Raw genomic sequence first — 19,651 nt, forward strand, 5'->3', positions numbered from 1 at the left:
GGGGGTCGAGCGAACAGAGGATTGCCCGGCGATGGCCGGCGCCTTACAAACAAAGAAAGAAACATTCTCCAGGAGAGACTCCCAATGTCCAGGAAGTATTTCGGCACCGACGGTATCCGCGGGCGTGTCGGTGAAAGCCCGATCACGCCGGATTTCGTGTTGCGTCTGGGTTATGCCGCCGGTCGCGTGCTGGCCCACGGCGGCGAGGCGCATGGTCACGGCCGTCCCACCGTGCTGATCGGCAAGGACACGCGCCTGTCGGGCTATATGCTTGAAGCCGCGCTGGAAGCGGGCTTTACCGCAGCCGGCGTGGACGTGCTGATGAGCGGGCCGCTGCCGACGCCCGGCGTGGCGTATCTGACGCGTGCATTGCGGTTGTCGGCTGGTGTGGTGATTTCTGCATCACACAACCCGTATTACGACAACGGCATCAAGTTCTTCTCGGCCACGGGCGACAAGCTTCCCGACGAAACCGAGCTGCAGATTGAGGCAGAGCTGGAAAAACCGATGGCGTACGCCGCCTCCGATGCGTTGGGCCGCGCCCGCCGTATCGAGGATGCCGCAGGCCGCTACATCGAGTTCTGCAAGAGCACGTTCCCGAGCGACCTGAACCTGTTCGGCATGAAGGTCGTGCTGGACAGCGCGCATGGCGCGGCCTACCACATCGCACCGCACGTGTTCCATGAGCTGGGCGCGGACGTGGTGTCGATCGGTAACCAGCCGAACGGTCGCAACATCAATGACGGCTATGGCGCGACGGCGCCGGGCAAGCTCGTCGAGGCCACGCGCGAGCATGGCGCCGACATCGGCCTGGCCTTCGACGGGGATGCTGACCGTCTTCAGGTGGTGGACCGCAATGGCCGCCTCTATAACGGCGACGAGCTGCTCTACGTGATGGTCCAGGCGCGCCGCGCGGCAGGTCAGGCGGTGCCGGGCGCCGTCGGTACGCTCATGACGAATCTTGCAGTGGAGCTGGCGCTCAAGGCGCAGGGCGTGGAGTTCGTCCGCGCCAAGGTGGGTGACCGCTACGTGCTGGAAGAGCTGAAGAAGAACGGTTGGCTGCTGGGGGGCGAAGGGTCGGGCCACTTGCTCTGCCTGGACAAGCACAGCACTGGGGACGGCATCATCTCTGCGCTGCAGGTGCTCGCGGCATTGCGTCGCAGCGGGCAGACGCTGGACGAGATGCTGGACGGCGTGCGTCTGTTCCCGCAAAAGCTCATCAACGTGCGGGTCGAAAAGGGTTTCGACTGGAAATCGCACGCAGGCTTGCAGGCCGCGCTGAAGACCAGCGAAGCCGAATTGGACGGCAAGGGGCGCGTGCTGATTCGCCCCTCCGGGACGGAGCCGGTCGTGCGCGTGATGGTGGAAGCGCAGGACGCCGAACTGGCCAACCGACATGCGGAGCGTCTTGCCGCCACGTTGCGGTAAGTTCCTGCCAGATCAAGCAAAGACGTCCAAAAGCGGCCTTCGGGCCGCTTTTTTTATGCGTGCGAGTCGACTTTCGTGCCTTGCAGGTCAGTTATGAGAAGTTTTCGTGTTGTCACAGAACTGTCATTTGGGCGGCCTAAAGTTCGGGTGTCAAAAATCTGTCATCGCTCAACCGCTCCTCTGGAGAACTCATGAAACTGGTCAAAACCGCACTCGCTGGCGTGGCTGCACTGGCTTTTGCTGGTGCCGCATTTGCTGTCGACATCACCGGCGCTGGCGCAACGTTCCCGGCACCCGTCTACAACAAGTGGGCGGCCGACTACAACAAGGCAACCAACACCAAGGTGAACTACCAAGGGATCGGTTCGTCGGGTGGCATCAAGCAGATCACGGCCAAGACCGTCGACTTCGGCGCATCGGACATGCCGCTGAAGGACGAAGAGCTGAATAAGGATGGTCTGATCCAGTTCCCCACCGTGATCGGCGGCGTGGTGCCTGTGATCAACCTGCCGGGCGTGAAGCCGGGCGAGCTGACGCTGAACGGTCAATTGCTGGGCGACATCTACCTGGGCAAGATCAAGAAGTGGAATGATCCGGCCATCGCCAAGCTGAACCCGAAGGCCAAGCTGCCGGACCAGGACATCCTGGTGGTGCGCCGTGCTGACGGTTCGGGCACGTCGTTCATCTTCACGAACTACCTGTCGAAGGTGAACGCCGAATGGAAGAGCAAGGTCGGCGAAGGCACGACCGTGAACTGGCCGACCGGCACGGGCGGCAAGGGCAACGAAGGCGTAGCCGCGTTCGTGCAGCGTCTGGGCGGTGCAGTTGGCTACGTTGAGTACGCCTACGCCAAGCAGAACAAGATGACGTACGTGAATCTGCAGAACAAGGCGGGTGCCACCGTGCAACCGACCGCTGAAGCCTTCAAGGCCGCAGCTGCCGGCGCCGAGTGGAGCAAGTCGTACTACCAGATCCTGACGGACGAGCCGGGCAAGGACGCGTGGCCGATCGCCGGCGCAACGTTCATCCTGCTGCACAAGACGCAAGCCAAGCCGGAGCAGGGCGCTGAAGTCATGAAGTTCTTCGACTGGGCCTACAAGGGCGGCGACGACGCTGCCAAGAGCCTGGACTACGTGCCGCTGCCGGACGCTGTGAAGAACCAGATCCGCGCAACCTGGAAGTCGAACGTGAAGGATGCATCGGGCAAGGTCGTCTACAACCAATGATCGTTGCCAGCTGCATAGCGATGCGTAAGTAGGTGCAGCACAAGGTGCGGAGGGGCAGTAAGAACGACCCTCCGCATCATTCCAAAAGCTTCTTTCACGGCTGACCGGTTTCCCTCATGGCCACGCTCTCTGATTCCTCCGGCGCTTCCCGTATGCGCGCACCCAGCCGCCTTGGCGATCTGGTGTTTGGCGGCCTGACCCGCCTTGCCGCAATCGTGACGCTGTTGCTCCTGGGCGGCATCATCATCTCGCTCATCATCAGCTCCTGGCCCACGATCCAGAAGTTCGGCCTGTCGTTCCTGTGGAATTCGGAGTGGGATCCGCCCTCCGACATTTATGGCGCGCTGGTGCCCGTCTACGGCACCCTGGTCACATCGCTGATCGCGCTCATCATTGCCGTGCCTGTGAGCTTCGGCATTGCCCTGTTTTTGACCGAGCTGTCGCCGGCCTGGCTGCGCCGACCGCTCGGTACCGCCATCGAGCTGCTCGCTGCAGTGCCGTCCATCGTCTACGGCATGTGGGGCCTGCTCGTGTTTGCGCCGATCTTCGGCGAGTACTTTCAAAAGCCGCTGGCTGCGACCGTCGGCAAGATTCCCGTCATCGGGGCGCTGTTCCAGGGCGCGCCGATCGGCATCGGTCTGCTGTGCGCGGGCGTGATCCTGGCGATCATGATCATTCCGTACATCTCGGCGGTGATGCGCGACGTGTTCGAGATCACGCCGACGCTGCTCAAGGAATCCGCCTACGGCGTGGGCTGCACGACGTGGGAAGTCATGTGGAACGTGGTGCTGCCGTACACCAAGGCTGGTGTGATCGGCGGTGTGATGCTGGGTCTCGGTCGTGCGCTTGGCGAGACCATGGCCGTGACGTTCGTGATCGGCAACACCAACCTGCTGTCCGATGCGTCGCTGTTCTCGCCGGGCAACAGCATCACGTCTGCGCTGGCCAATGAATTTGCGGAAGCGGGCCAAGGCCTGCACACCGCGGCGCTCATGGAGCTGGGCTTGATCCTGTTCGTCATCACGTTCATCGTGCTGGCGGCGTCCAAGTTGCTGCTTCTGCGCCTGCAGAAGAGCGAGGGTCAAAAGTGAACCAACGCGATCTGCCTGACGCTATGAGACCCAACACCATGCGTACGTCTTCCATCCCTGCCGTCCGCGCCGACTCTGAAAAGATCAAGGCACGCCTGCAGGCCCGCCGCCGCAACGTCAATGGGATTGCGCTGGCACTGTCGCTCGCCGCCATGGCTTTCGGCCTGGTGTGGCTGGCGTGGATCCTGTGGACCACGCTTTCGCTGGGCGTGGGTGGCCTGTCGATGTCGCTCTTCACGGAGATGACGCCGCCGCCCAACACGCCCGGAGGCGGTCTCGCCAACGCCATCGCAGGTTCGTTCCTGCTGGTCGGCATGGCCACGCTGATCGGCACGCCGCTGGGCATCCTGGCCGGCATCTATCTGGCCGAGTACGGCAAGACGTCGATGCTGGCGAGCGCCACCCGCTTCATCAACGACATCCTGCTGTCGGCGCCGTCGATCGTGATCGGCCTGTTTGTGTATGCCGTCGTGGTGGCACGCGTGCAGCACTTCTCGGGTATTGCCGGCGTGCTTGCACTTGCGCTGCTGCAGATTCCGATCGTGGTCCGCACGACGGAGAACATGCTGAACCTGGTGCCCAACGCCATGCGCGAAGCTGCCATGGCGCTTGGCACGCCCAAGTGGAAGATGATCCTCTCGATTACGCTCAAGGCATCGTATGCCGGCGTGATTACCGGTGTGCTGCTGGCCGTGGCCCGCATTGCCGGCGAGACTGCGCCGCTGCTCTTCACCGCGCTGAACAACCAGTTCTGGAGCCTGGATCTGAATCAGCCGGTGGCCACGCTGCCGACCGTCATCTTCAAGTTTGCGATGAGCCCGTTCCCCGAGTGGCAGCAATTGGCCTGGGCCGGGGTGTTCCTGATTACGCTGGGTGTGCTGGGGCTGAACGTCCTCGCGCGTGCCTTGTTCACCAAGAAATGACCATGACTGCTACGTCCCTCGAAGTGCGCACGCAAAGCCCGAAGATCGATGTTCGCGACCTGAACTTCTACTACGGCAAGTTCCACGCGCTGAAGAACATCTCGCTGCAGATTCCCGAGAAGCAGGTGACGGCGTTCATCGGTCCGTCGGGCTGCGGCAAGTCCACGCTGCTGCGTACGTTCAACAAGATGTACGCGCTGTATCCGGAGCAGCGTGCCGAAGGCCAGATCAACATGGACGGCGAGAACCTGCTGACCTCGCGCATGGACATCGCCCTGCTGCGTGCCAAGGTCGGCATGGTGTTCCAGAAGCCGACGCCGTTCCCGATGTCGATCTACGACAACATTGCCTTTGGCGTGAAGCTGTTCGAGCGCCTGTCGCGCTCCGAGATGGACGACCGCGTGGAATGGGCGCTGACCAAGGCCGCGCTGTGGAACGAAGTGAAGGACAAGCTCAACCAGTCCGGCTACGGCCTATCGGGCGGCCAGCAGCAGCGTCTGTGCATCGCGCGCGGCATTGCCATCCGCCCCGAAGTGCTGCTGCTGGACGAGCCGTGCTCAGCGCTGGACCCGATCTCCACGGGCAAGATCGAAGAGTTGATCGCCGAACTGAAGGATGACTACACGGTTGTCATCGTCACGCATAACATGCAGCAGGCGGCGCGTTGCTCCGACTACACGGCGTACATGTACCTGGGCGAGCTGATCGAGTTCGGCGATACCGAAAAGATCTTCATCAAGCCGCAGCGCAAAGAAACCGAAGACTACATCACCGGCCGCTTCGGCTGACCTGCCACAACGCTGAAGCTGAAGCGACAAGGAGAAACCGATGTCTGAAAAGCATCTGTCATCGCAGTTTGATACCGACCTGACCTCCATCAGCACCAAGGTGCTGCAGATGGGCGGCCTGGTGGAAGCGCAGATCGCACGCGCCATGCGCGCACTGGCCAACTTCGATACCGCCATGTGCGATCAGGTCCTGGCCGTGGAACTGGAAATCAATGCGCTGGAGATCGAGATCGACGGCGACTGCAACAACATCATCGCGCGCCGCCAGCCGACCGCACGCGACCTGCGTTTGGTGATGGCGATTTCCAAAACCATCACAAACCTCGAGCGCGCCGGCGACGAAGCCGAAAAGATCGCCAAGCGCACCAAGCGCATCATGCAGGACCCGTCGGCACATGCGCTGAACTACGCCGGTGTGGAGCGCTCGGGCGAGATGGCCGCAACCATCCTGCGCCATGCGCTGGACGCCTTTGCACGCCTGGACACCGCAGCCGCCGTGTCGATCCTGCAAGAAGACAAGGCCATCGATGAGGAATTCCGCGGCTTCATGCGCGAACTCATCACGTACATGATGGAGAACCCGCGCACGATTTCGGTGGCGTTGGATCTGCTGTTCATTGCCAAGGCCATCGAGCGTATCGGCGACCATGCCAAGAACATCGCCGAGTTTATTATCTACATCGTCAAGGGAACGGACGTCCGGCACGCTTCGCGTGAAGCGCTGGAACGCGAGATCCTGGGTGAGTAAAAAGGCAGGACTGGAGACGTGAGCATGCCGAGCAGCATTCTCGTCGTAGAAGACGAACCGGCGATCGCTGAGCTGATCGCCGTCAACCTGCAGCACGCGGGGCATTACCCGATCCGTGCGTACAACGCCGAGCAGGCGCTGTCGCTGATGAGCGACGTATTGCCCGATCTCGTCCTGCTCGATTGGATGCTGCCGGGCAAGTCGGGCGTGATGTTCGCCAAGGAGCTGCGCGCCAACGAGCGCACGCGCCAGATCCCGATCATCATGCTGACGGCCCGCAGCGAAGAGCAGGACAAGATCATGGGGCTGGACAGCGGCGCGGACGACTACGTCACCAAGCCGTTCTCGCCCAAGGAATTGCTGGCCCGTATCAAGGCGGTGCTGCGCCGTCGCGCACCGCAGCTGACCGACGACGTGGTGGCCATCAACGGCCTGAAGCTCGACCCGGCCACGCACCGCGTGACGGCCACGAACGTCGAGGCCGAAAACCCGATCAAGCTGGACCTTGGCCCGACGGAGTTCCGCCTGCTGCATTTCCTGATGACGCATCCGGAGCGCGTGCACAGCCGCTCGCAGCTGCTCGATCAGGTGTGGGGCGACCACGTGTTTGTGGAAGAGCGTACGGTGGACGTGCACATCAAACGCCTGCGTGCGGCGCTCGCTCCCGGCGGCTACAGCAACATGATCGAAACCGTGCGCGGCAGCGGCTATCGCCTGGCCCGCAATCCGGGGCAATAACGCACCTGTCAGACGAACGCGCGAGCGGGGCTTTTTTCAATCGCGCGTTCACACGCCCGTCGCGGTCCAGCGCTTAGAATGCCTTCATGAACGTCTTCTGGACCCGCTTTGCCGTCTTTGCCGCCCTCATGGGCATCGTCACGGCATGCCTGTACTTCTTCGTCAACCATGTCGTTGCGCTGGCCGTGCTCAGCGCAATGCTGCTGGCGATGCTCCTGTATTACATCTACCAGATCCAGCGCCTATGGCGTGTGCTGGACTCGCCGGCCTATGGCGAGATCCCGAGCGCGCTTGGCCTGTGGGGCGAGGTCTACTACCGCCTGCACCGGTTGATGAAGGGTTGGCGCACCCAGGTGCTGCAGGTCGAGCAGCAGCACAGCCGCTTCATTCAGGCCATTCAGGCATCGCCCAACGGCGTGCTGATGCTCGATGGCGAAGACCAGATCGAATGGTGCAACGCGGTAGCCGAAGAGCACTTCGGGCTCTCGGCCAAGCGTGATCTGCGCCAACGCATTACCCACCTGATCCGCCGACCGGAGTTCGTGCGCTACCTGGCGCGCGGCGAGTTCGAGGAGCCGCTCACCATGCACGACGTGGGCCCGCACAAGCAAAGCATCGTCTCCGCCCAGATCTTGCCGTATGGCGAGGATCGCAAGCTGCTGGTGTCGCAGGACATCACCAAGCTGGAGAACACCGAAGCGATGCGCCGCGATTTCGTGGCCAACGTCTCGCACGAGCTGAAGACGCCGCTGACCGTGCTGTCGGGCTTTCTGGAGACGGTGCGCGACATTCCGCTGCCGGAAGAAGACAAGAGACGCTACCTGGACATGATGCATACGCAAGCCATGCGCATGCAGCATCTGGTGGAAGACTTGTTGGCGCTTGCCACGCTGGAAGGCAATTCCGAGCCGCCGTCGGTGGCCCCGGTGCCGATGCAGCGCATGATGCTGCAGCTCCAGCACGATATCGAAGCGCTCTCTGCGGGCCGGCACACGGTCAGCATGACATGCGACCCCGCCGTGAGCGTGTGCGGCGCCGAGCTTGAGTTGCTTTCGGCGTTCAGCAACCTGGCGTCCAACGCGGTGCGCTACACGCCGGATGGCGGCAGTATCCGACTCGATTGGGGCGTGCGCGACGGGCATGCGGTGTACTCCGTCACCGATACGGGAATCGGGATCGCGCCCGAGCATATTCCGCGTCTGACCGAGCGTTTCTATCGCGTTGACCGCAGCCGTTCACGCGATACCGGCGGCACCGGGCTGGGCTTGGCCATTGTGAAGCACGTGCTGTCGCGCCACGGTGGAGAACTGCAGGTGACCAGCGAGCACGGCAAGGGCAGCACCTTCCGCGCCGTGTTCCCGCCCGAGCGCACGGTCGTGCGTAGCGCTACCGTGACCGACGAGCGCGTCGCCTGAGCGCGGCGCCTCTCTGTTTATTGAGCCAATGAAAAACGCACGCTGTTGAGCGTGCGTTTTCGTTTGAGGCAAGCCGAGCATCAGCCTGCGGAGATCTCCACCGGAGCGCGCACCGTCGGTTCAGCGGCCGTCGCCGCCGCCACCGCGGCCGCCGTTTCCGCAGCTGCAGCCGCCTGCGGCGAGAAGTGGTTCAGCAGTTCCAACTGGCTGACGCGCACATGCTTGCCGCGCGTCTGGCGCTGCACGTAGCGACCATCCTGTTGCATGATCCACGCCGATGCGTTGTCGCGCAGATGCACCTGCAGGCTCTCCTTGATGACGCGCGCCTTGAGCTTGCGATCGAGCACGGGGAAGGCCACCTCCACGCGGCGGAACAGGTTGCGGTCCATCCAGTCGGCGCTCGAGAGATAGACGACTTCCTCGCCGCCGGCATGGAAGTAGTAGACGCGGTGATGCTCCAGGAAGCGCCCGACGATGGAGCGCACGGTGATGTTCTCCGACAACCCAGGTACGCCCGGCTTGAGCGCGCACACACCGCGCACGATCAGGTCGACTTTCACGCCCGCGCGCGACGCCTTGTACAACTCGTCGATGATGGTCGGTTCCAGCAGCGCATTCATCTTGCCGATGATGCGCGCACGTTTGCCCGCACGCGCGGCGCGCGCCTCGGCGCGGATATGCTCGATCAGGTTGTCGTGCATCGTGAACGGCGAGTGCCACAGATGATGCAGCTTGACCTGCGCGCCCGTGCCCGTCAGCAGCTGGAACACGTGGTGCACGTCTTCGCAGATCTGGTCGTTGGCCGTCATGAGGCCGAAGTCGGTGTAGAGCCGGGCAGTCTTGGGGTGGTAGTTGCCGGTGCCCAGATGCGCATAGCGGCGCAGCTTGACCGTCTTGCCCTTGCCGGACACCTCCCGGCGCACCACCAGCAGCATCTTCGCGTGGCACTTGTGGCCGACGACGCCGTACACAACATGTGCGCCGGCCGATTCCAGCTGGTCGGCCCAGTTGATGTTCGTCTCTTCGTCAAAACGCGCCAGCAGTTCGACGACAACGGTCACCTCCTTGCCGTTGCGCGCCGCCTTGATGAGCGCTTCCATGACCGTCGATTCGTTGCCGGTGCGGTAGACAGTCTGCTTGATGGCAACCACGTCGGGGTCGCGCGCGGCTTGCTGCAGCAGCTCCAGCACGGGCGTGAAGCTTTCGTAGGGATGGTGCAGCAGGATGTCGCCCTGGCGGATGGCGTCGAACACGTTCGAGCTGTTGGCGACCTGCCTGACCGTTGCCGGCACGTGCGGCGGGTATTTCAGCACCGGCTTGTCGACCATGTCCGGCACCTGCAGCAACCGCACGAGGTTCACCGGGCCCTTGACGCGGTAGCAGTCCGCTTCCGTCAGGCCGAACTCCTGCAACAGACGCACGACCAGCGCCGGCGACGTGTCGTGCGCGATTTCGAGACGCACCGCATCGCCAAAGTGGCGCGTGGACAGTTCGCCCTGCAGTGCTTCGCGCAAGTCCGTGATTTCATCTTCCGACACGAACAGGTCGGAGTTGCGCGTCACGCGGAATTGGTAGCAGCCATGTACGTCGATCTGCGGGAACAGCTCATGCACAAAGCCCTGCATGAACGACGACAGCAGCACGAAACCATACTGATAACCCGACAGCTCCGGCGGCATCTGCACAAGCCGGGGCAGGGCGCGCGGCGCCTGCACGATCGCCAGTTCAGCCTCACGGCCGAAGGCATCCTTGCCAGACAGCTCGATGATGAAGTTCAGGCTCTTGTTGAGCACGCGCGGGAAGGGGTGCGCCGGGTCCAGCGCCATCGGCGTCAGGATCGGCACCAGTTCGCGCTGGAAGAAGCTGCGGCACCAGGCGCGCTGGGCTTCGTTCCAGTTGGTGGTCATGTGGAAGAAGACGCCTTCCTTCTCCAGCAGGGGCAGGATCTCATCCTGCAACATGGCATACTGTTGCGCGACCAGTTGCCGCACCCGCTCAGAGACCACGCCAAATGCCTGCTGCACCGACAGCCCGTCGGGCGTGACCGACGAAGGGTTGTCGCGCATCTGCTCCTTCAATCCGGCAATGCGGATCTCAAAGAACTCATCGAGATTGCTCGACACGATGCAGATGAATTTCAGCCGCTCCATCAGCGGCACACCCGGGTCAGCGGCCTGGGCGAGCACACGGGCATTGAATTCCAGGATGCCCAGTTCGCGATTGAGCAGATCGCCCGCGGGCAATGTCGACATGTTGTGTTCAGACGGATGACGATCCGGCCACTTTTTCATAGTTCAGTGTCAAATTTGTGACACATTGGATTTGTCACGTTCGGGACACAATAAAGACATATTTTGTTGCGCATTGTTTCGAACGACAATACTCCGCGCCCCTGATCCTGCTTCTCACCCGTTTTCATTCATGAGTCCCACCCCCCGCCTGCTGGCTGCTGTCGACATGGGCTCCAACAGCTTCCGGCTGATGATCGGCCGCGTCGACGAAACCCCTGGTGCCAACGGCGCCAGCAGCGCCCAGATCTTCCAGGTCGACGCGCTGCGCGAGCCGGTGCGTTTGGCCGCCGGGCTAACGCAAGATAAATACCTGGATCAGCCCGCACGCCGACGCGGCGTGGATGCCTTGCGCCGCTTTGGCGACCGCCTGCGTGATTTCCCGCCCGAGCATGTGCGCGCCGTGGCCACCAACACCTTGCGCGTGGCCAAGAATGCGCAGGAGTTCCTGATCGAGGCGGAAGCCGCGCTGGGGTTTCCCATCGAAGTGATTGCGGGCCGCGAAGAGGCACGGCTGATCTATCTCGGTGCATCGCATGACGCGCCGGCGTGCCAGGGCAACCGGCTCGTCGTCGACATCGGCGGCGGCTCTACGGAGTTCATCATCGGCAACGGCTACAAGCCCAAGCTGATGGAGTCGCTGTACATCGGCTGCGTGTCGCACAGCCGGCATTTCTTCCCGAACGGCAACGTTGATGAATATGCGATGAAGCAGGCCGAGTTGGCCGCGCGTCGCGAGATCCAGGTGCTCGTGCAGCAGTACCGCACGGCAGGCTGGAACCAGGCCGTCGGGTCATCGGGTACGGCACGTGCGCTGGCCGAGCTGATCGAGCTGAACGGCTTCAATGACAAGAGCAACGAACACGGCATCACCCGCGAAGGGCTGGAGCGCCTGAAGCGCGCCCTCGTCAAGTCGGAGAACACCAACCGCCTGAAGCTCAACGGCCTGAAGGCGGACCGGATTCCGGTGCTGCCGGGCGGGCTGTCGATCATGCTGGGCGTGTTTGCGGAACTCGATGTCGACCGCATGGACGTGACCGATGGCGCCTTGCGCCTGGGCGTGCTGTACGACCTGCTCGGCCGCACGCATCACGAAGACATGCGCACGGTGACGATCGAACAGTTCATGCGCCGTTACAACGTCGACCGCGCGCAGGCGAGCCGTGTCCGGGATGCGGCGACGGCCCTGCTGTCGCAGTTTCCCGATCCGCCCGACGAGCGCCGCGAAGACAATCTCGCGCTGCTGGGTTGGGCGGCCAACCTGCACGAGATCGGCATGAGCATCTCGCACAGCGGATACCACAAGCACTCGGCGTACATCGCCAGCCATGCCGATATGCCGGGCTTTTCCAAGACCGACCAGGCGCGCTTGGCGACGCTGCTGCTGGGCCATGCTGGCAAGCTCGGCAAGCTCTCGGGCGGAGGCAAGTTCCTGGATTGGCGGATGCTGTTCAGCCTGCGTCTCGCGTTTGTGCTGTGCCGCCGGCGCGGGGCAATCCAGTTGCCGGGCTTGCGCGTGCGTCATAGCGAAGGCGAACTCAACGAAGGCGGTTTCGAAGTCGAGCTGCCGAAGAGCTGGATCGAGCAGAACCCGCTCGTGGAATACAGCCTGATGAAGGAAGCCGATGAATGGCAGCGCATCGGCCGCCGCTACAAGGTGGTGTACGTGTAAAGCGTTGCGCCGCATCCAAAGCAAAACGGCCCGGAGTGACCCGGGCCGTTTTCTTTGCGGCGAGCTGTTCGGCTTGATATCAGCCGCGCAGGAAGTGGCGTGCGTAGCGCGGGTTGATGTCCGACAGACGCAGCAGCGTGAGGAAGTCGGCGACGTTGAAGTCGGGGTCCCACGCCGGTGCGCCGCAGATGCGTGCGCCCAGGCGCAGATAACCCTTCACGAGCGCAGGCGGCTCGACTTCGAGGTCCTGGTTCAGTTCATCGACCGGCAGTGCTACGCGCGGGAAGGCGTGGTACTCGATCGGTGCCAGCGAACCATCGTCGACAAAGCTGCGATACAGGCTTGCAGCAAAGTGACCGCCGTCGCCCATCGACACGCTTGCGCAGCCCAGCATCGATTCGAAGCCGTGGCGCTGCATGTATTCGCCCAGACCGGCCCACAGCGCCATGATGACGCTGCCCGATCGGTAATCGCGGTGCACGCACGAGCGGCCGAGTTCGACCATCTTCGGGCGGAGGTGGGCCAGGCGCACGAGGTCGAATTCCGACTCGGAGTACAGGCAACCGATCTGCTTGGCGGCGTCCGGGCGCAGCACGCGATAGGTGCCGACCACGCGCAGGGTCTTCTGGTCGCGCACGATCAGGTGGTCGCATACGGCGTCGAACATGTCGACGTCGAGTTCGGTGTGGGCCGAGGGCAGGCGGGCGCCCATTTCTTCGGCAAACACCTTGTAGCGCAGGCGCTGTGCTTCCGTTACTTCATCCTGATGGCGCGCCCACGAAACGGCCAGAACAGGCTTGTCACGCGCCGGAACAGCTTCGGGTGAGCGAGGAAGGCCCCTCCGAGCGTTGCCCAGATTCAGGCTCGGCAGTGCGTCGATCAACGGCTGGGTGGGCGTGGGCAGGTCTCGCATTCGTGCATCCCCAAGGGTGGATTTCGGGGCGATTCTAGAGACGCTGCATGACAGATCCGCGACAAAAGCGTGTCAATCGTGACCATTGCGTGAATTTTGCGTGGCGATCCTGTGACCAGGGTGATGTGTCACACGAGATCGGGATTCACCACCGCACGCAGCACGGTCTGCGCTTCATCTTCGCGCATGCGACGGCAGAGCCACCACACACCGGCTTTCTTCACGCTCCAGTCCATTTCCGTGCCCGCGATGAGCAGGCTGGCGAGGCGGCCGAGCCACGGCTGATGGCCGACCAGCAGCAGGTTCGTATTCGACGGCCAGTCCAATGCATCGAGGATCTCGCTGACATCGGCGCCGGGCGCGAGTGCGGTCAGCGTCTGGAAATGCTGCGTAAGGGCGCGGGCGGTCTGCTGCGTGCGCACGGCCGGGCTGGCGAGTACGAGCGTGTCGTCCGGCAGGCGAGGCCGCAGCCAATCCGCCATCTTCTCGGCCTGCTTGTGGCCGCGCTTGGTGAGTTCCCGCTGGAGATCGGTGTTGCGCTGAATGCGCAGCGATGCGGCCACGTCTTCGGCTTCAGCGTGGCGCCACAGGATAAGGTTCATGGAGGAAGTGAGCGGCATTGCACGATACGGATGCTGTCGTTATAGCATCGGCAGATGACACCCTGCGACGTTCGGTTTGCTGCACAAATTGGAATCGCGGCCGCAGGATTTGGACCTGCGGCGCCCAGCGCTGGCACGTCGCTATTGAAGGCGCCCCGAGTGGCTCGAGCATTCCATGCATTTGCAGGTTTGAGGTCGCCGTTGTCGTTGTCTATGTTGATTGACGGGGCAACGTTGACGGGTGAAATGATGCTGGCCACTATCCTAGATCGCATTCCGACGTGGGCCTTGATGGCAGGGTTGCTGGCTCTATTCGGATATGGCTATGTAAGCGACCAGTTGGCAAACGAGCCTAACTGTGAGGCCTATAACAAGGCTTATGGCTTAAAGGGAGACTGCGAGAGCGCTGTTTTCAGATGGTTCAAGCAGTAGGTGACCAGAACCTTCGCGGCATGTAAATGCCGGCGCGCAGAAGCAATAAACAAAAACGGCTTACGTAGTGAACGTAAGCCGTTTTGTTTGCTGCTCAATTCTGGTCGGGGCGGCAGGATTTGAACCCGCGGTCTTCCGGTCCCAAACCGGACGCGTTACCAGACTACGCTACGCCCCGAAGACCGCGATTGTACCGCTTTCGCAACACGCCGGTCAAATCAGTGTTCGGGCGATCATCCCAAGCGCCACGACGCCTGCGAACGCGGCAAAGCCTTGCTGCAGCGCCGGTCCTGCCAAATGCTGCGCAAAGCGTCGTCCCACCAGCATGCCGGTCAGGGCGCCGGCTGCAAACGGCAGTGCGATATGCCAATCGACATGTCCGCCGATGGCCGAAGCGACCACGCCGCCCGTGGACACCAGCGCAATCACTGCCAACGAGGTGGCGACGATGGTCTGCATCGGCAGATCGGTCGCGCGGCGCAGCGCGGGCACGATGACAAAGCCGCCCCCCACGCCCAGCAGCCCGGACAGAAAGCCTGCCCCCGCGCCGGCTGCAGCCAATGCGCGCGCGCACGGCAGCGTCCAGACGAGCCTGGCCGTGGTGGTATCAAGGTGGCAGGGCGGTCCTGTCCGCGTCGGCTGCGACTCGGTTGCCGGCGCTGCGCGCGCTTGGCGGAACATGCGCACCGCCACATAGGCGAGCACCAAGGCAAACAGCAGCGTGAGCGGCGTGTTCGGCACGCGATGTGCAACCCAGATGCCGAACGGCGAGATCGCCACGCCGCACAGCGCCATCAACCCGGCGGCCTTGTAGCGGACCTTGCCTTCCCGCAAGCCGAGCATCGCACCGAGCCCCGCGGACAGCCCCACCGCCAGCAGCGCGATGGGCGCAGCCTCCGGCACCGACAGATGCAACCCAAAAATCAGCAGCGGCACCGCGACAATGGCGCCGCCTGCGCCTGTCAACGCCAGGATGAGCCCGACCACAGAGCCCAGCCCCGCGCTGACGATCCAACCCGCTTCCACAGGCGACATGGTCAACGTCCCGCCATCTTCTTCAAGACCTTGCCGCAGTAAAGCTCGGACAGCGTCTGCATGATCTGGATGACCTCGAAGCTGGCGAGCCGGTAGTAGATGTATTTGCCTTCGCGCCGCGTGGTGACCAGCCCTTCGTCGCGCAATACGCCCAATTGCTGCGACAGGCTGGGCTGATGCAGGCCGACCAGCGCCTCAAGCTCGCCGACATTGCGCTCGCCCTGCGTGAGCTGGCAGAGCAGCAGCAGGCGGTCTTCGTGCGCCATGGCCTTGAGCACGGCACACGCTTGCGACGCAGAAGCGCGCAGCATGGAAATGGCGGCATCGGGCAGTGGCACGACGTCGGGATTGGAAGTGGAGTGACTCATCGCGGTGTGATGCAGGGGCTATTCGCGCGTTTCGCGCTATTGGCAGACAGAATGTCAGACGATATTCTATAAAAATATAGATTGTTAGCAAAAGCCCGCCATGCACGCCCAGATCGAATCCTTCTTCGACCCCGATACCTGCACCGTGACCTACGTGGTGCACGCGGGGCCCGGCACGCCGTGCGCCGTGATCGATTCCGTACTCGATTACGACCCGAAATCGGGCCGCACGACGACGCGGTCCGCGGACCGGGTTGCGGCATTCATCGAAGCGCAGGCCTTGCGTGTCGAATGGCTGCTGGAGACGCACGCGCATGCCGATCACCTCTCGGCCGCGCCGTATCTGCGTGGGCGTTTCGGCGGGCGCATCGCCATTGGCGAGCGTATTCGCGTCGTGCAGGGCGTGTTCAAGCCCATCTTCAATCTCGAGCCGGCATTCATGCTCGATGGCTCACAGTTCGATCATCTGTTCGCGCCGGACGAGGTGTTCCATATCGGCGATCTGCAAGCCAAGGCGCTTGCCGTGCCGGGCCACACGCCGGCGGACATGGCGTATCAGGTGGGCGATGCAGTGTTTGTGGGCGACACGCTGTTCATGCCCGACGTGGGCACCGCGCGCTGCGATTTTCCGGGCGGGAATGCGGCCACGCTGTATCAGTCGATCCGCCGCCTGTTGGATCTGCCGCCGGAGACGCGGCTCTACATGTGCCACGACTATCCGCCCGCCGGCCGCGAAGCCGTGTGCCACACCACCGTGGCCGAGCAGCGCCGCGCCAACATCCATGTACGTGATGGCGTGACCGAGGCCGAGTTCGTCGAGATGCGCACGAAGCGCGATGCCACGCTCGGCATGCCCACGCTGATGCTGCCCGCCATTCAGGTGAACATTCGCGCGGGCTTGTTGCCGCCGGCGGAGCCGAACGGCGTGCAGTACCTCAAGATTCCGCTGAACGCGCTGTAACGCTCAAGGTGCAAGTAGCGCGGCCCGCGCTGCCGTCAGCACTTGGCGGCTGAGTTCGTCGAGCAGCACGGAGGCGGCCCGCGCGTGCTGCCAATACAGCGGAACGTCCAACGGCGTATCCGGCACCAGCTCGACCAGCGAACCGTCTTCAAGATGCTGCGCAATCAGCGCATGCGGATGCAGCCCCCAGCCCATGCCCGCCACGGCCGCGGTCACAAACGCCTGTGACGACGGCAGCAGATGGCGCGGCAATTCCACGTGTCGATGGCACAGGCGCCGCGCCCAGGTGGCTTGCAATGCATCCTTGGTGTTGAACACGAGGCAGGGCGCTTTCGCCAGTTCACCTGCGCCGACACCGTCCGCGAAATATTGCTGCACGAAAGCGGGGCTGGCCGCCGCCAGATAACGCATGGCCCCGAGAGGACGGCTGTTGCAGCCCGCCGCCGGCCGAGCCGCGGCGGTAACAGCCGCCAGCACGGCACCGCTGCGCAGCCATTCGCTGGTGTGATCCTGGTCATCCACGGCCACCTCCATCAACACCGGGTGGGCCGCAGCGAATGTGGCGATGGCCGGCGTGAGCCACGTCGCCAGGCTGTCCGCATTCACGGCAATGGGCAGCGCAACGCGCGCGACGCCTTCCGGCGCCAGCGTTGGCAGCGCGCCTTGCAGTTCCTGTTCGAGCAGACGCACGCGATCGACGTGCTGGCAAAGCCGCCGGCCGGTTTCGGTCGGGCGGCACGGCTGGTCGCGCACGACCAGCGCGCAGCCGACGCGCTCTTCCAGCAACCGGATCCGCTGCGAAATGGCCGATGGCGTGACATGCAGTGCGCGGGCTGCCCGTTCGAAACTGCCTTCTCGGATGACGGCAGCCAACGCCGCCAGGGCGGAATAATCCAGCACGTAAATTAGAGAAACTGAATTGAATGAAGAAAAGATAGTTTGTCTTCATTCAATCGGGCCGGCAAGCTGCGCGCATGACGACCTCGATTGCAACTTCCTCTTCCGTCTTCCTGCAGGGCTTGGCCTTGAGCTTTGGCCTGATCGTGGCCATCGGCGCGCAGAACGCGTTCGTGCTGCGTCAGGGCCTGCGCCGTGAGCATGTGGGCAGCGTCGTGCTGTTCTGTGCGATGGCCGATGCGGTGCTGATCCTGGCGGGCGTGCTGGGCATGGCGCAGGCGTTGGGCGAACGACCCAGCCTCGCGCGATTTCTTGCGTTGGCGGGCGCCGCGTTCCTGTTGCTGTATGGCGTGCAGGCGCTGCGGCGCGCGCGGCATTCCAACCAGTTACGGGCGTCCGCAGGCGGAGACGGCCTCAGCCGGCGCGCGGCGCTGGCGCAGGCGGCGGCCTTTACGTTGCTCAATCCGCACGTCTATCTGGATACGGTGCTGCTCGTGGGCAGCATTGGCGCGCAGCAAGCCTCGGCATTGCGTGGCTGGTTTGTGGCGGGCGCAGGGTCGGCCAGCCTCTTCTGGTTTGTGTCGCTGGGGTTTGGCGCGCGCTGGCTCGCACCATGGTTTGCCCGGCCGAAGGCGTGGCAGGTGCTGGACGGGTTGATTGGCGTGACGATGCTGGTGCTGTCCGCCTTGCTGCTGCGCCACGCCCTGGGCGGTTTTTGATTCGGTTCCGTGCCCGTTCGGTGCCTGTTATGCCGCCGCCGCCAGCATGCCCTTGCGCGCGCGGAGCACGCCCAACGACTTCAACAACGCATGCCCCTGCAGCGTGACGCGCGGCTCGCTCACGCCGGGGCTTGGGCGTTCCAGCGTGATGAGCTGGAGCGCCAGCAGCGTTTCCATATCGAGCGTATCCAGGTCCCGTGGGTGCGAGTCGCCGCAGAGCAGAACCAGCGTCGCAATTTCGTGTGGGCTCAGCATCGTTGTCTCCAGCTTGTTTTGTAAGGGACGGTGCTTGTTTTGTCGCGCGGATGGCCTTTGTACAAAACCGTGCGTAAGCGTTACTGCATGGCCTGCATCGGAGGCGCGAACGGTCGCTCTGCGATGTGCTGTCAGGCGATCTGAAGTGCGTTTCCTTTGGCCCAGACGCCGGCGTTTGTCGCATCGGGCGCGGGGGAGGACGCAATTGCCATTCCCGACTCAGCACTGCGTTGTTGGCAGGGCGGTATGTGTCCTGCTGACCGACATACGTTCAGCACGAGAAGGACGCGAGGAGGCGAAATGGCAACCTGGACGGGCAGTTGGCGGAACCAGTACGGCTCCGTCGTGACATTGAAAGAAGAGGGCGAGCGGCTGTCCGGCACATTCCGCACGGCGCTGCACGACAGCGGCTTCTTTGGGCGGGATTACGACGTGGTCGGAACCTGCCACGGGGACTGCATCGCATTCGCCTTTGCTGGAGCCACCCCCAAGGGCGACATGGTGTGCGCGTTCACCGGCGTGCTGCGAGCGGGGAGGTTGGAGACGGTCTGGCACGTTGTGTCTGATCAGGCGACAGAGGGCGACGGCAAGCGCCCGTGGCCGCACGCGGTCATGACCAACGCCGACACGTTCGAGCGTGTCTCGGAATAGGCGGCGGCGTCAGCCGCGCTTTCTTGCGGCGCGCACCTGCGGTTCAGCGGCCGGTTGTTCCAGCGGCCGGAGGTTCATCTTGTCGAACACGCGGCGGGCGCGGTCGGCGCAGTCTTCGCCGTCGGGCTCGTGGTCCACTTCGCGGATGAGCGCAAGCAGGTCGCGCTTGTTTTGCGCCAGGCGCTGCTCGAGCACGCCGATTTCCGCGACCTTGCTGTGCAGCGCTTGCAGCAGGTCTTCGCGTGGCCACGCGCCTTGGTGTCCGGGCAAGAGCGCGCGAATCTCTTCCAGCGAGAATCCCGCGCTTTGCGCGCGCAGGATGATCTGCAGCCGCGTCACCGATTCCGGCGCGTACTCCCGATAGCCGTTGGATTGGCGCTCCGCCGGCTGCAACAGGCCGCTGGCTTCATAAAACCGGATGCGGGAGGCGGCCACGCCGCTCAGGCGGGCCAGTTCACCAATCTTCATGTGCGTGCTCCGCAGACTTGACATTCAAGTTGA

At 63.4% G+C, this 19,651-nt stretch carries 20 protein-coding genes and 1 tRNA gene; 12 read left to right on the forward strand and 9 right to left on the reverse strand.

The window, feature by feature from the left end:
- Nucleotides 1-84 precede the first annotated feature (84 nt).
- The 8 genes from glmM to phoR all read left to right on the forward strand — a co-directional run bounded on the left by glmM (nt 85) and on the right by phoR (nt 8,357).
- A complete protein-coding gene (gene glmM / locus N511_RS0121570) occupies nt 85-1,428 on the forward strand; it encodes a phosphoglucosamine mutase (RefSeq protein WP_027681162.1) in 1,344 nt (447 codons plus the stop codon).
- A gap of 191 nt (nt 1,429-1,619) precedes the next feature.
- A complete protein-coding gene (gene pstS / locus N511_RS0121575) occupies nt 1,620-2,654 on the forward strand; it encodes a phosphate ABC transporter substrate-binding protein PstS (RefSeq protein ID WP_027681163.1) in 1,035 nt (344 codons plus the stop codon).
- A 116-nt stretch (nt 2,655-2,770) separates the two neighbouring features.
- A complete protein-coding gene (gene pstC, locus N511_RS0121580; RefSeq protein ID WP_027681164.1) occupies nt 2,771-3,745 on the forward strand; it encodes a phosphate ABC transporter permease PstC in 975 nt (324 codons plus the stop codon).
- Between the two features lie 38 nt (nt 3,746-3,783).
- Complete coding sequence (gene pstA / locus N511_RS0121585; protein WP_027681165.1) at nt 3,784-4,668, forward strand: phosphate ABC transporter permease PstA; 885 nt, start codon at nt 3,784-3,786, stop codon at nt 4,666-4,668.
- A complete protein-coding gene (pstB, locus tag N511_RS0121590) occupies nt 4,665-5,456 on the forward strand; it encodes a phosphate ABC transporter ATP-binding protein PstB (protein ID WP_004634243.1) in 792 nt (263 codons plus the stop codon). Before pstA ends, pstB begins: the two co-directional genes overlap by 4 nt.
- Nucleotides 5,457-5,496: 40 nt before the next feature.
- Nucleotides 5,497-6,204, forward strand: a complete 708-nt coding sequence (gene phoU / locus N511_RS0121595) for a phosphate signaling complex protein PhoU (protein ID WP_027681166.1) — start codon at nt 5,497-5,499, stop codon at nt 6,202-6,204.
- 24 nt (nt 6,205-6,228) lie between these two features.
- The gene (gene phoB / locus N511_RS0121600; RefSeq protein ID WP_004634238.1) at nt 6,229-6,942 is read left to right on the forward strand and encodes a phosphate regulon transcriptional regulator PhoB; all 714 of its coding nucleotides are present in this window, start codon (nt 6,229-6,231) and stop codon (nt 6,940-6,942) included.
- Nucleotides 6,943-7,028: 86 nt separating this feature from the next.
- Nucleotides 7,029-8,357 (forward strand): phosphate regulon sensor histidine kinase PhoR, encoded by a 1,329-nt coding sequence (gene phoR, locus N511_RS0121605; RefSeq protein ID WP_027681167.1) that lies wholly within the window; start codon nt 7,029-7,031, stop codon nt 8,355-8,357.
- 80 nt (nt 8,358-8,437) lie between these two features.
- Here phoR and ppk1 read toward each other — a convergent pair whose 3' ends face one another.
- Complete coding sequence (gene ppk1, locus N511_RS0121610) at nt 8,438-10,609, reverse strand: polyphosphate kinase 1 (protein WP_027681168.1); 2,172 nt, start codon at nt 10,607-10,609, stop codon at nt 8,438-8,440.
- 169 nt (nt 10,610-10,778) lie between these two features.
- Here ppk1 and ppx point away from each other — a divergent pair, with 169 nt between their 5' ends.
- On the forward strand, nt 10,779-12,317 hold the full coding sequence (ppx, locus tag N511_RS0121615) for an exopolyphosphatase (RefSeq protein ID WP_027681169.1): 1,539 nt from the start codon (nt 10,779-10,781) through the stop codon (nt 12,315-12,317).
- Nucleotides 12,318-12,396: 79 nt separating this feature from the next.
- Here ppx and N511_RS0121620 read toward each other — a convergent pair whose 3' ends face one another.
- The 5 genes from N511_RS0121620 to N511_RS0121645 all read right to left on the reverse strand — a co-directional run bounded on the left by N511_RS0121620 (nt 12,397) and on the right by N511_RS0121645 (nt 15,667).
- Nucleotides 12,397-13,230 carry a GNAT family N-acetyltransferase gene (locus tag N511_RS0121620; protein ID WP_027681170.1) on the reverse strand — a complete coding sequence of 278 codons (834 nt, stop codon included), beginning with the start codon at nt 13,228-13,230 and terminating at the stop codon, nt 12,397-12,399.
- A 128-nt stretch (nt 13,231-13,358) separates the two neighbouring features.
- Nucleotides 13,359-13,832 (reverse strand): phosphohistidine phosphatase SixA, encoded by a 474-nt coding sequence (sixA, locus tag N511_RS0121625; protein ID WP_027681171.1) that lies wholly within the window; start codon nt 13,830-13,832, stop codon nt 13,359-13,361.
- Between the two features lie 533 nt (nt 13,833-14,365).
- A tRNA-Pro gene (locus tag N511_RS0121635) sits at nt 14,366-14,442 on the reverse strand.
- A gap of 35 nt (nt 14,443-14,477) precedes the next feature.
- Nucleotides 14,478-15,299, reverse strand: coding sequence for a sulfite exporter TauE/SafE family protein (locus N511_RS0121640; RefSeq protein WP_027681173.1), 822 nt, complete (start codon nt 15,297-15,299; stop codon nt 14,478-14,480).
- A 2-nt stretch (nt 15,300-15,301) separates the two neighbouring features.
- A complete protein-coding gene (locus N511_RS0121645) occupies nt 15,302-15,667 on the reverse strand; it encodes an ArsR/SmtB family transcription factor (RefSeq protein WP_037027192.1) in 366 nt (121 codons plus the stop codon).
- Between the two features lie 100 nt (nt 15,668-15,767).
- Here N511_RS0121645 and N511_RS0121650 point away from each other — a divergent pair, with 100 nt between their 5' ends.
- Nucleotides 15,768-16,628 (forward strand): MBL fold metallo-hydrolase, encoded by an 861-nt coding sequence (locus tag N511_RS0121650; protein ID WP_027681175.1) that lies wholly within the window; start codon nt 15,768-15,770, stop codon nt 16,626-16,628.
- Between the two features lie 3 nt (nt 16,629-16,631).
- On the opposite strand, the gene N511_RS0121655 is transcribed toward N511_RS0121650, so the two are convergent.
- Nucleotides 16,632-17,528 carry a LysR family transcriptional regulator ArgP gene (locus tag N511_RS0121655; protein WP_027681176.1) on the reverse strand — a complete coding sequence of 299 codons (897 nt, stop codon included), beginning with the start codon at nt 17,526-17,528 and terminating at the stop codon, nt 16,632-16,634.
- Nucleotides 17,529-17,602: 74 nt separating this feature from the next.
- Between N511_RS0121655 and N511_RS0121660 the strand changes: the two genes are divergently transcribed.
- Nucleotides 17,603-18,244: a LysE/ArgO family amino acid transporter gene (locus tag N511_RS0121660; RefSeq protein WP_027681177.1), complete on the forward strand. Its 642-nt coding sequence runs from the start codon at nt 17,603-17,605 to the stop codon at nt 18,242-18,244.
- Between the two features lie 27 nt (nt 18,245-18,271).
- Here the strand turns inward: N511_RS0121660 and N511_RS0121665 are convergent, their stop codons facing one another.
- A complete protein-coding gene (locus N511_RS0121665; protein WP_027681178.1) occupies nt 18,272-18,499 on the reverse strand; it encodes a hypothetical protein in 228 nt (75 codons plus the stop codon).
- Nucleotides 18,500-18,799: 300 nt separating this feature from the next.
- Between N511_RS0121665 and N511_RS0121670 the strand changes: the two genes are divergently transcribed.
- Entirely contained in the window at nt 18,800-19,150 is a 351-nt protein-coding gene (locus N511_RS0121670) for an avidin/streptavidin family protein (RefSeq protein ID WP_027681179.1), read from the forward strand.
- A 9-nt stretch (nt 19,151-19,159) separates the two neighbouring features.
- On the opposite strand, the gene N511_RS0121675 is transcribed toward N511_RS0121670, so the two are convergent.
- Nucleotides 19,160-19,618: a MerR family transcriptional regulator gene (locus N511_RS0121675; RefSeq protein ID WP_027681180.1), complete on the reverse strand. Its 459-nt coding sequence runs from the start codon at nt 19,616-19,618 to the stop codon at nt 19,160-19,162.
- Between the last annotated feature and the right edge of the window lie 33 nt (nt 19,619-19,651).

Source organism: Ralstonia sp. UNC404CL21Col (genome assembly GCF_000620465.1).
Classification (GTDB): domain Bacteria; phylum Pseudomonadota; class Gammaproteobacteria; order Burkholderiales; family Burkholderiaceae; genus Ralstonia; species Ralstonia flatus.

Coding starts and splice junctions, on each gene's coding strand:
- pstC (WP_027681164.1), top strand. CDS start 2,771: ATGGCCACGCTCTCTGATTCCTCCGGCGCTTCCCGTATGCGCGCACCC.
- N511_RS0121620 (WP_027681170.1), bottom strand. CDS start 13,230: ATGCGAGACCTGCCCACGCCCACCCAGCCGTTGATCGACGCACTGCCG.
- N511_RS0121645 (WP_037027192.1), bottom strand. CDS start 15,667: ATGAGTCACTCCACTTCCAATCCCGACGTCGTGCCACTGCCCGATGCC.
- ppk1 (WP_027681168.1), bottom strand. CDS start 10,609: ATGTCGACATTGCCCGCGGGCGATCTGCTCAATCGCGAACTGGGCATC.
- pstA (WP_027681165.1), top strand. CDS start 3,784: ATGCGTACGTCTTCCATCCCTGCCGTCCGCGCCGACTCTGAAAAGATC.
- ppx (WP_027681169.1), top strand. CDS start 10,779: ATGAGTCCCACCCCCCGCCTGCTGGCTGCTGTCGACATGGGCTCCAAC.
- N511_RS0121640 (WP_027681173.1), bottom strand. CDS start 15,299: ATGTCGCCTGTGGAAGCGGGTTGGATCGTCAGCGCGGGGCTGGGCTCT.
- N511_RS0121650 (WP_027681175.1), top strand. CDS start 15,768: ATGCACGCCCAGATCGAATCCTTCTTCGACCCCGATACCTGCACCGTG.
- N511_RS0121675 (WP_027681180.1), bottom strand. CDS start 19,618: ATGAAGATTGGTGAACTGGCCCGCCTGAGCGGCGTGGCCGCCTCCCGC.
- N511_RS0121665 (WP_027681178.1), bottom strand. CDS start 18,499: ATGCTGAGCCCACACGAAATTGCGACGCTGGTTCTGCTCTGCGGCGAC.
- N511_RS0121660 (WP_027681177.1), top strand. CDS start 17,603: ATGACGACCTCGATTGCAACTTCCTCTTCCGTCTTCCTGCAGGGCTTG.
- sixA (WP_027681171.1), bottom strand. CDS start 13,832: ATGAACCTTATCCTGTGGCGCCACGCTGAAGCCGAAGACGTGGCCGCA.
- glmM (WP_027681162.1), top strand. CDS start 85: ATGTCCAGGAAGTATTTCGGCACCGACGGTATCCGCGGGCGTGTCGGT.
- phoR (WP_027681167.1), top strand. CDS start 7,029: ATGAACGTCTTCTGGACCCGCTTTGCCGTCTTTGCCGCCCTCATGGGC.
- N511_RS0121670 (WP_027681179.1), top strand. CDS start 18,800: ATGGCAACCTGGACGGGCAGTTGGCGGAACCAGTACGGCTCCGTCGTG.
- phoU (WP_027681166.1), top strand. CDS start 5,497: ATGTCTGAAAAGCATCTGTCATCGCAGTTTGATACCGACCTGACCTCC.
- pstS (WP_027681163.1), top strand. CDS start 1,620: ATGAAACTGGTCAAAACCGCACTCGCTGGCGTGGCTGCACTGGCTTTT.
- phoB (WP_004634238.1), top strand. CDS start 6,229: ATGCCGAGCAGCATTCTCGTCGTAGAAGACGAACCGGCGATCGCTGAG.
- pstB (WP_004634243.1), top strand. CDS start 4,665: ATGACCATGACTGCTACGTCCCTCGAAGTGCGCACGCAAAGCCCGAAG.